Genomic DNA, 9,926 nt, shown 5'->3' with positions numbered 1-9,926 from the left:
TTCGCGACGGGGCCGGATGGGACGGTGTTCGCGGTGGATGGGCGGGATCCGGCCGGCTGGTGAGCCACGACGGGGTGCCGGTGCGAGCCGGGGCTACGACACGGCGGAGCCGCATATCGTTGTTTTCCCCTCCCCTTCCCGATACCAGGGGCTCCGCCCCTGGACCCCGCTCCTCAAACGCCGGAGGGGCTGGGTTACAACGCCCGAGGGGTTGGATTACGTTGACCGCCGGATCGTGGGTCGTTGGGGGGAAGAACAGGAATGGCACTGCGTGCCGGGGACCCGGAGTCCATCGGAGGCTACGTACTCGAACGGCGGCTCGGCCGCGGCGGGATGGGCACGGTGTATCTGGCTCAGTCGCAGTCGGGGCGGCGGCTGGCGCTGAAGGTGGTGCATCAGCAGTTCGCCGACGACGATGAGTTCCGGGTGCGGTTCCGGCAGGAGGTCGCGGCAGCCCGGCGGGTCAGCGGCGCGTTCACCGCGGCCGTCGTGGACGCGAACCCCCACGCCGTACTGCCATGGATGGCGACCTCGTACGTCCCCGGCCGCACCCTCGCCGAGCGGGTCGCGGCGGATGGTCCGCTGCGCGGCGCCGAGCTGCGGCGGCTGGCGATCGGGCTGGTGGAGGCCCTGCGGGACATCCACCGGGCGGGTGTGGTGCACCGGGACCTGAAACCGGCCAACATCGTCCTGTCCGAAGAGGGCCCCCGCGTCATCGACTTCGGCATCTCCCGGGCGGCGGACCACCAGACCCTGACCATGACGGGCCGGGTCATGGGCACGCCCCCGTTCATGTCCCCGGAGCAGCTTCGCGATCCGCGGGAGGTCGGACCGGAGTCCGATGTGTTCTCGCTGGCGACGGTGGTGGTGTTCGCGGCGACCGGCCAGAGCCCGTTCGACGCGGACAGCCCGTATATGACCGCATATCAGGTGGTGCACGAACCGCCGGAACTGGACGCGGTGACCGGGCCGTTGCGCGACGCGGTCGCGGACTGCCTGAGCAAGGAGCCGTCCGCGCGTCCCGGTCTTGACGAGCTGCTGGAGCGGCTACGGGCGCTGCCCGACGAGGACGGCACGGACGACCGCGGCACAGGCGCCGCCGATTCGGAGGGCTCCGCCGCCGTGCCGACGGAGGTCGGCCGCGCGCCCCGCCGCGCCCGTCTCCCCCGCCGCGCCCTGGTGGCCGCCGGAGCCACCGCGGGCCTGGTCGCCGCGGTCGCTGGGGCCGTCGTCGTCCTCAAGGCCGGATCCGGTGAGCAGCCGGACGCCCGCCCCGGCACCGGCTCGTCGCCGGACGCCTCGCTCCCGTCCGGATGGCGCGCCTGGCAGCGCACGCTCACCGAGCCCGGCGACGACGACGTCGTGACCCGCCTCGAAGGGACTCCGCAGACGGTCAATGGGCTGAGCGGCCGTCGCTGCCTCGCCTCGGGCACCGATCTGTACTGCGGCGGTTCCGGGATCGCCCTCACCCGGCTGGACGCCCGGGGGCGCGTGACCTGGCACCGGCCGACGAAGCCGGACGCGCTGATCGGTGTGGTCGACGGTCTCGTCCTGGGCACCGTCGGCCTCTCGGACGGAACGGCCCGGCTGGAGGGCTACCGCACCAGCGACGGTGAGCGGGTCTGGAAGACCGACATCGGCGGCGCGGACCAGGGCGCGGTGTTCCGGCGGGGCCGCCACCCCGCCGTGCTCACCCAGAGCTGGGACCAGGAGACCTTCCAGGCGGTGGACGCGCGCACCGGCGGCACGCTCTGGTCGCGCCGGGTCGGCCACGGGCTGACCTGCTCCCCCGACGTGGTGGCCGGACGCCCCCTCGCCGATTGCAGACCGATGGAGGACCGCAGCGACCCGGACACTCCGAGCCGGCTCTACGCCCTGTCCCCCACCACGGGAGCGGCCCGGCAGATCGGCACACCGGATATGGGCGTATCCCTCGCCGAGCGCTCGGGCAACCTTCTCTATCTGGAGCAGGGCGACCACGACAGCTTCGACTACACCGATCTGCTGTTCCTCTCCCCGGACGGCGGACCGGCGCGCCGGGTGAAGCTGCCCGAGGGGCTCTCCGCCCAGCAGACCCAGCCCACCCTGGTGGGCGACACGCTCTACTTCGTCCGGCAGAACGGCGAGGTCACCGCCGTCACCACGACCGGAAAGCGGCTGTGGAGCGGGGCGACGGAGGTGGAGTGGCTGGGCTCGCCCGTCGTGTCCGGGCGCCGGAACGCCCTGTATCTGGCCACCGCCGCCGGCCGTACGGTCGCGCTGGACCGCGGGAACGGCCGGGTGCTGTGGCGGGGCAAGGCGCGTACGGACCCCGGTGGCGTCCCCGCCGAGCTGACGCTGAGCGGTGACGCCCTCACCACGGTCTACGGATACGACACGGTGGAGGCGGCCGGGACCGACGTCAGCCGAGGCGGCTGATGTCGCGGACCGCGCCCTTGTCGGCGCTGGTGGCCATCGCCGCGTAGGCGCGCAGTGCGGTGGACACCTTGCGCTCGCGGTTCTTCGGGGCGTAGACGCCGCCGAGGGCCTCGCGGCGGGCCGCCAACTCCTCCTCGCTCACGAGGAGTTCGATGGTGCGGCCGGGGATGTCGATGCGGATCCGGTCGCCGTCCTGGACCAGGGCGATGGTGCCGCCGGACGCCGCCTCGGGCGAGGCGTGGCCGATGGACAGGCCCGAGGTGCCGCCGGAGAAGCGGCCGTCGGTGACCAGCGCGCATGCCTTGCCCAGGCCCCGGCCCTTGAGGAAGGAGGTGGGGTAGAGCATCTCCTGCATACCGGGGCCGCCCTTGGGGCCCTCGTAGCGGATGACGACGACGTCGCCCTCCTTGACCTGCTTGCCCAGGATCTTCTCGACGGCCTCCTCCTGGGATTCGCAGACCACGGCGGGGCCCTCGAAGGTCCAGATCGACTCGTCCACGCCCGCGGTCTTCACCACGCAGCCGTCGACGGCCAGATTGCCCTTGAGGACGGCGAGCCCGCCGTCCTGGGAGTAGGCGTGCGCCAGGTCGCGGATGCAGCCGCCGGCGGCGTCCGTGTCCAGCGTGTCCCAGCGCTCGGACTGCGAGAAGGCGGTGGCGGAGCGCTTGCAGCCGGGGGCCGCGTGCCACAGCTCGACGGCCTCGGCGGACGGTGAACCGCCGCGCACGTCCCAGGTCTTGAGCCAGTCGGCGAGCGAGGAGCTGTGCACGGAGTGGACGTCCTCGTTCAGCAGCCCGGCGCGGAACAGCTCGCCGAGGATCGCCGGGATGCCGCCCGCGCGGTGCACGTCCTCCATGTAGTACGTGCCGCCGGGGGCCACGTTCGGGGCGACCTTGGCCAGGCAGGGGACCCGGCGCGAGACCTCGTTGATGTCGTCGAGGTCGTAGTCGAGACCGGCCTCCTGGGCGGCGGCCAGCAGATGCAGGATCGTGTTGGTCGAGCCGCCCATGGCGATGTCGAGCGCCATGGCGTTGTCGAAGGCGGCGCGGGTGCCGATGGAGCGCGGCAGAACGGTCTCGTCGTCCTGCTCGTAGTGGCGCTTGGTGATCTCCACGACCGTACGGCCGGCGGTCTCGTAGAGCGCCCGGCGGGCGGTGTGGGTGGCCAGCACCGAGCCGTTGCCCGGGAGGGAGAGGCCGATCGCCTCGGTCAGGCAGTTCATCGAGTTGGCGGTGAACATGCCGGAACAGGAGCCGCAGGTCGGGCAGGCGTTGTTCTCGATGCGGAGGATGTCCTCGTCCGAGACGTTCTCGTTGACCGCGTCCGAGATCGCGTTGATCAGGTCCAGCTTGCGGACGGTGCCGTCGACGAGCGTGGCCCGGCCGGCCTCCATGGGGCCACCGGAGACGAAGACGGTCGGGATGTTGAGCCGCATCGCGGCCATCAGCATCCCGGGGGTGATCTTGTCGCAGTTGGAGATGCAGATCAGCGCGTCGGCGCAGTGCGCCTCGACCATGTACTCCACGGAGTCGGCGATCAGGTCGCGGGAGGGGAGGCTGTAGAGCATCCCGCCGTGGCCCATGGCGATGCCGTCGTCCACCGCGATGGTGTTGAACTCGCGCGGAATGCCACCCGCCGCGTGGACCGCCTCGCTGACGATCCGGCCGACCGGCTGGAGGTGGGTGTGGCCGGGCACGAACTCGGTGAAGCTGTTGGCCACGGCGATGATCGGCTTGCCGAAGTCCTCGCGCGCTACGCCGGACGCCTGCATAAGGGCGCGGGCGCCCGCCATGTTGCGGCCATGGGTGACGGTGCGAGACCTCAGCTCGGGCACGGTGCTCGGCTCCCTCGTGATACGTGCGTCCTGCGAAGGGGACGCCCGGCGAATCGGATCGGAGTCTTCTGAGCCTACGCCTGTGTCCATGGATCCGGATGGTCCGTCCGGATCCAGAGACGGTGGGGTCACTGTGTGGCACCGGCCGATCAGCGCTCGGTCAGCGCCGGTCGGTCAGGGCCGGTCGGTCAGGGCCGGTCGGTTCTCGATCAGCTCTCGGTCAGATAGCGCTGGAGAGTGGGCCCCACCATGGCCACGATGTCGTCGATCTCCGCCGAGGCCATCGGCTCCATCCGGATCACATACCGCAGCATCGCGATCCCCATGAGATGCCCGGCCGCGAGCTGGGCCCGGAACTCGGGGTTCGGGACGTCCAGCTCACCCGCCATCCGCAGCAGCAGCCGACGCTCGATCATGCCGCGCAGCACCGCGGCGGCGGCGTCGTTGGTGAGCGCGGAGCGCATCACGGCGAGCATCGGCAGCCGGCTGACGGGGTTCTCCCAGAAGCCGAACATATAGCGGGCCATCCGCTCGCCCGCGCCCTCCCGGCTGCCGTGCACCGCGTCCGGTGTGCCCATGGCGGGCGCGAGGATCAGCTCGATGGCCGCCTCGAAGACCTGCTCCTTGGTGCCGAAGTAGTGATGGACCAGCGCCGGGTCCACCTCCGCGGTCTTGGCGATGCCGCGGATCGAGGTCTTGTCATAGCCGCGTTCGGCGAATTCGTTGCGCGCCGCGGCCAGGATCCGGTCGCGGGCGCCGGGGCCGTCGGAGGCGTTCGTACGGGCCGGTCGGCCACGCTTGCGCGGGCCCGTGGCGGGCCCGGACGGGGTGGGGGTCATGAACCGGGCACCGCCCTGCGGCGCGGCGGAGTGGCCGAGGTCGGCGAGGCCAGATGCAGCCGGGTGAAGGCCAGGGCCTCCGCCAGGTCGGCCTCGCGCTCGGCGGTGGACATGGCCCGCCGGGTGTTGACCTCGACGACCACATTGCCGTCGAAACCGGTGACCGCGAGCCGTTCCAGCAGCTCGGCGCAGGGCTGGCTGCCGCGCCCCGGCACCAGGTGCTCGTCCTTGTTGGAGCCCTGGCCGTCGGCGAGGTGGAGATGGGCCAGCCGGTCGCCCATGCGGTCCACCATCTCCATCGCGTCGGTGCGGGCGGTGGCGGTGTGCGACAGATCGATCGTGAAGTGGCGGTAGTCGTCCTGGGTGACGTCCCAGTCCGGGGCGTACGCCAGCATCTCGCGATCGCGATAGCGCCACGGGTACATGTTCTCGACCGCGAACCGCACATCGGTCTCATCGGCCATCCGCCAGATTCCGCTGACGAACTCGCGGGCGTAGGACCGCTGCCATCGAAACGGCGGGTGGACCACGACGGTGGACGCGTCGAGCTTCTCGGCGGCGGCTCTGGCCCGCTGGAGCTTGACCCAGGGGTCGGTCGACCAGACCCGCTGGGTGATCAGCAGACAGGGAGCGTGCACGGCGAGGATCGGCACCTGGTGGTAGTCCGAGAGCCGGCGCAGCGCCTCGATGTCCTGGCTGACCGGATCGGTCCACACCATGACCTCGACGCCGTCGTAGCCCAGGCGTGCCGCGATCTCGAAGGCCGTCGCCGTCGACTCCGGATAGACCGAGGCTGTGGACAGCGCGACCTTCGCATCCGGGATGCGCACCACTGGCTCTGTCACGAGGGACAGCGTACGGCGGCTGCTCTCCGCAGCCGAACCGCGGCGGCGCTTGCGGCTGCGGCACCGCCGCTTTCCGGCCCGGTCATGTTCGCTCTCCGGGCCGGCCGCTGGGGGTTTCCAGCCTGGTCACCACCGCTTTCCGGCTTGGCCACCGGGGCTTTCCGGCCCGGTCGCTGGGGCTTTCCGGCCTGGTCACCGGGGCTTTCCGGTCCGGTTGCTGGGGCTTTCCGGCCCGGCCGCCGGGGGTTCGCGGCCCGGCCGCCAGAGGTCCGCGGCCCGGCCGCCGTCGCTTCCGGGGCCGGGTCCGGTGACGCTGTGTGGTCAGGTGGGCAGGTGGTCCAGGCGGCGCAGGATGACGCCCTCGCGCAGCGCCCACGGGCAGATCTCGAGCTGCTCCACGCCGAACAGATCCAGCGCGGCCTCCGCCACCAGCGCCCCGGCCGGGAGCTGTCCGGCCCGGCCCTCGGAGACCCCGGGCAGCCCGGCCCGTTCCTCGGTGGTCATGGCGGCCAGTTTCGGCACCCACTCCACCAGCGCACGGCGGGTGAGACGGCGCTCCACATACGGCCCCTCGGCGGAGCGCGCGGCGCCGGTGATCCTGGCGAGCTGCTTGAAGGTCTTGGAGGTGGCCACCACATGGTCCGGCGCCCCACGACGGCTGAAATCGCCGACGGTCCGGGCGATCTCGGCCCGCACATGGCGCCGCAGGGCCCGTACCTCCGCCGCGTCGGGCGGGTCGCCGAGCAGCCAGGAACCGGTCAGCCGCCCCGCCCCCAGCGGCAGCGAGACCGCCGTGTCGGGCTCCTCGTCCATGCCGTACGCGATCTCCAGCGAACCGCCGCCGATGTCCAGGACCAGCAGCTTCCCCGCGGACCAGCCGAACCAGCGGCGGGCGGCCAGAAAGGTGAGCCGCGCCTCGTCCGCGCCGCTGAGCACCTGGAGCCGCACGCCGGTCGCCTCGGCGACCCGGGCCAGGACCTCATCGGCGTTGGTCGCCTCGCGGACGGCGGAGGTCGCGAACGGCAGGACGTCCTCGACGCCCTTGTCCTCGGCCGCCTCCAGGGCCTCCTTGACCACCGCGATCAGGCGGTCGACGCCTTCGGGGCCGATGGCCCCGCCGCCGTCGAGGAGTTCGGCCAGCCGCAGCTCTGCCTTGTGCGAGTGCGCGGGCAGCGGGCGCGCGCCGGGGTGGGCGTCCATCACAAGCAGATGAACCGTATTCGAACCCACGTCGAGGACACCGAGTCTCATAACGTGAACGCTACTGCTCCCACCTCGGTGTCATGCACAGGTCCCCCACGATCGCGTGCCCGGGCGGCCGGGCTGCCGCCTGTCGGCGGCTGATCTCGGGCCCGGGCGGGCCGCTGGGCTTTGCCGCCGGGCCGGGCCGCCGGGCCGGGGGCGGTCTCCACCTCCGGCTTTTGGCCGAGGGGCCTACCCTTGCACCGTGGCAAAGACGAAAAAGGCGAAGCGGGACAAAAGCCGGAAGACCGCCCCGGAGTGGGTGGCCGAGGAGCCGACGCTGTCCGGGGCCGAGGATGCCCAGGCCGCCCAGGCCGCCCAGGCCGCCGCGGCGGCCGAGGACGAGGTCGGTCTGGACTTCGCCCGCGCATGGGTCGAATTCCCCGATCCGGCCGACGACGAGCAGTTCTTCCGATGCGATCTGACCTGGTTGACCTCCCGGTGGACCTGCATCTTCGGCCAGGGCTGCCAGGGCATCCAGGCGGGGCGGGCCAGCGACGGCTGCTGCACGCTGGGCGCGCACTTCTCCGACGAGGAGGACGAGGAGCGGGTCGGCCGCCATACGGCCCGGCTGACCCCGGAGATCTGGCAGTTCCACGATGTGGGGCACGCCTCGGGGTGGGTGCAGGAGGACGACGACGGCGAGCGGCAGACCCGGCGCCACAAGGGCTCATGCATCTTCCAGAACCGGCCGGGGTTCGCGGGCGGCGCGGGCTGCGCCCTGCACATCCTGGCGCTGCGGGAGGGGCGCGAGCCGCTGGAGACCAAGCCGGATGTCTGCTGGCAACTGCCGGTGCGCCGGTCCTACGACTGGATCGACCGGCCGGACGACACCCGGGTGCTGCGGGTCACCATCGCCGAGTACGACCGGCGCGGCTGGGGGCCGGGCGGCCACGATCTGCACTGGTGGTGCACGTCGGCCACATCGGCGCATGGGGCCGGGGAGCCGGTGTTCCGGTCGTACCGGCCGGAGCTCACGGAGCTGATGGGCAGGGCCGGATACGACCGGCTGGTCGAGCTGTGCGAGCAGCGTCTGGCGGCCTCGCTGCCGATGGTGGCTCCGCATCCGGCGGATCCGGCGGATCCGGCGGACGCGGCGGATCCGGCGGACGCGGCGGATCCGGCGGACGCGGCGGATGCGGCGGGCTGACGCGGTCCTGGCCGACTGACACGGGCGATCCGTCGATCCGGCCGACTGACGTGGCGGTGCTGATGTCCTGGGCGGTCGGGGCGGTGGCGGCCGTTGGTGCGTGCGGCCACTGGTGTGGCTTCGTCACCGCTCGTTCGTGCCCGGCGGGTCTTTCCCCTACCCGCCCCTTCCCGAAACCGGGGCCAGCCCCGGCCCCCGCCGGGGCTCCGCCCCAGGACCCCGCTCCTCAAACGCCGGAGGGGCTGGCATCGCACCGATATGCGGCTCCCGCCCCAGGGCCCGCTCCTCAAACGCCGGAGGGGCTGGCATCGCACCGATATGCGGCTCCCGCCCCAGGGCCCGCTCCTCAAACGCCGGAGGGGCTGGCATCGCACCGATATGCGGCTCCCGCCCCAGGGCCCGCTCCTCAAACGCCGGAAGGGCTGAGACCGCACCAATACGCGACTCCGCCGCACGCGGCCCCAACCCCCGCCCGAGACCCCGCCCCAAAACCCCACCCCTCAAACACCGGAAGGGCTGAGACCGGCCCGATACGCGGCTCCGCCGCGTGGCTGGGGAGGGCTCCGCCTCACATCTCGGGGTCTGGGGCGGAGCCCCGCACGCGGCGGAGCTGCATATCGTCAGGTGTCGGGAAGGGGCGGGGAGGGGAGGGGAACAGCCCGCCGCAGGCGTCACGGCCCGTCGGACATCCCCTTGCCCCGCCGGTCGGCGTGTCCGGGGCCGCCCGTCGGCGCCTTCGGGGGCCGCCCGTCGGCTGATGTGTCCCGGCCCCGCGTCAGCGCTTCGCCGCGGCCGGGCCGGAGGGCGTGGGCGACGGGTCGGTCGGGGCCGGGGTCGGCTGGCCGGAGGGGCCCGTGGGGGTGGGGGTGGGGACAGAACCTGTGCCGCGGCCCTCGATCAGTACCACCGCACCCGCCGGATCCACCGAGACCCGTGCGCTCCAGTGCCCGGCCGGCTCCCGGCCGTGGTCGACCGAGACCGTGAGGGTCGTGGAGTCGCCGGGCCGCAGCACCCCGCCCGTGTGGTTCAGCCGGAGCCAGGACGCCCCGGCGGAGGCCGACCAGTGCACCGGTGAGCCGCCGGACGCGGTGAGGGTGATGACCGTCACCTCGCCCTCGGGGTGTGCCGTGACCGTGAGCCGCCCCGGGCCGGGGGCGGGCCGGGACGGGCCTGAGCCGTCGCCGGGGCGGCCGCCGCCGGCCGGGGAGCCGTCCGGGCCGGACGCTGCGCCGCCCTTGCCCGTGTGCCCGGGACTCGCCACCGCGCCGTCCACGCCGATGACCTCGACCGACACATCCGACGCCCCGCGGCCCGCCTTGGCGCTCCACGGGCCGGAGCCGATCCGAGTGCGGGAACGGTCCTGCGCGCTGCCGCCGCGCTCGTACGAACGACGGGCGGGCCGGTCCTGGCCGGCCGGGGCCTGGTCCGTGCCGTCCGCCTCGGCGGCGGCCACCGAGTCCGTGTCGCGCTCGTCAGCGGCGAGCGGGGCGCCCCGGTAGGCGGCCCACAGCGCGAGCACCGGGGCCGCGATGACCGTCGCCACCACCGTCGTCGTCAGCGCGCGGCTGCGCATCCGGCTGCGGCGGGCGGCCCGGTCC

At 73.0% G+C, this 9,926-nt stretch carries 7 protein-coding genes; 2 read left to right on the top strand and 5 right to left on the bottom strand.

The window, feature by feature from the left end; genetic code table 11:
* The first annotated feature begins 261 nt into the window (after window positions 1-261).
* Window positions 262-2,418: a serine/threonine-protein kinase gene (locus KN815_RS34065; protein WP_216345708.1), complete on the top strand. Its 2,157-nt coding sequence runs from the start codon at window positions 262-264 to the stop codon at window positions 2,416-2,418.
* On the opposite strand, the gene ilvD is transcribed toward KN815_RS34065, so the two are convergent.
* The 4 genes from ilvD to KN815_RS34045 form a co-directional block, all read right to left on the bottom strand.
* On the bottom strand, window positions 2,402-4,252 hold the full coding sequence (ilvD, locus tag KN815_RS34060) for a dihydroxy-acid dehydratase (protein ID WP_216345707.1): 1,851 nt from the start codon (window positions 4,250-4,252) through the stop codon (window positions 2,402-2,404). The two genes, KN815_RS34065 and ilvD, sit on opposite strands and share 17 nt — an antisense overlap.
* Window positions 4,253-4,461: 209 nt before the next feature.
* Window positions 4,462-5,091, bottom strand: a complete 630-nt coding sequence (locus tag KN815_RS34055; RefSeq protein ID WP_216345706.1) for a TetR/AcrR family transcriptional regulator — start codon at window positions 5,089-5,091, stop codon at window positions 4,462-4,464.
* Window positions 5,088-5,936 (bottom strand): sugar phosphate isomerase/epimerase family protein, encoded by an 849-nt coding sequence (locus tag KN815_RS34050; RefSeq protein ID WP_216345705.1) that lies wholly within the window; start codon window positions 5,934-5,936, stop codon window positions 5,088-5,090. The genes KN815_RS34055 and KN815_RS34050 overlap by 4 nt, the downstream gene beginning before the upstream one ends.
* 321 nt (window positions 5,937-6,257) lie before the next feature.
* The gene (locus tag KN815_RS34045; protein WP_216345704.1) at window positions 6,258-7,187 is read right to left on the bottom strand and encodes a Ppx/GppA family phosphatase; all 930 of its coding nucleotides are present in this window, start codon (window positions 7,185-7,187) and stop codon (window positions 6,258-6,260) included.
* Between the two features lie 196 nt (window positions 7,188-7,383).
* On the opposite strand from KN815_RS34045, the gene KN815_RS34040 reads away from it, so the two are divergent.
* Complete coding sequence (locus KN815_RS34040) at window positions 7,384-8,328, top strand: DUF3109 family protein (RefSeq protein WP_216345703.1); 945 nt, start codon at window positions 7,384-7,386, stop codon at window positions 8,326-8,328.
* A gap of 775 nt (window positions 8,329-9,103) precedes the next feature.
* Here KN815_RS34040 and KN815_RS34035 read toward each other — a convergent pair.
* A partial coding sequence (locus KN815_RS34035) for a BACON domain-containing protein (protein WP_443732337.1) occupies window positions 9,104-9,926 on the bottom strand: 823 nt, incomplete at its 5' end.

The organism is Streptomyces niphimycinicus, from assembly GCF_018883605.1.
Lineage (GTDB): Bacteria > Actinomycetota > Actinomycetes > Streptomycetales > Streptomycetaceae > Streptomyces > Streptomyces niphimycinicus.
Note: the sequence above shows the minus strand (reverse complement) of the source record. Positions and strands in the feature narration are given on the sequence as shown.

Coding starts and splice junctions, on each gene's coding strand:
- KN815_RS34055 (WP_216345706.1), bottom strand. CDS start 5,091: ATGACCCCCACCCCGTCCGGGCCCGCCACGGGCCCGCGCAAGCGTGGC.
- KN815_RS34045 (WP_216345704.1), bottom strand. CDS start 7,187: ATGAGACTCGGTGTCCTCGACGTGGGTTCGAATACGGTTCATCTGCTT.
- KN815_RS34065 (WP_216345708.1), top strand. CDS start 262: ATGGCACTGCGTGCCGGGGACCCGGAGTCCATCGGAGGCTACGTACTC.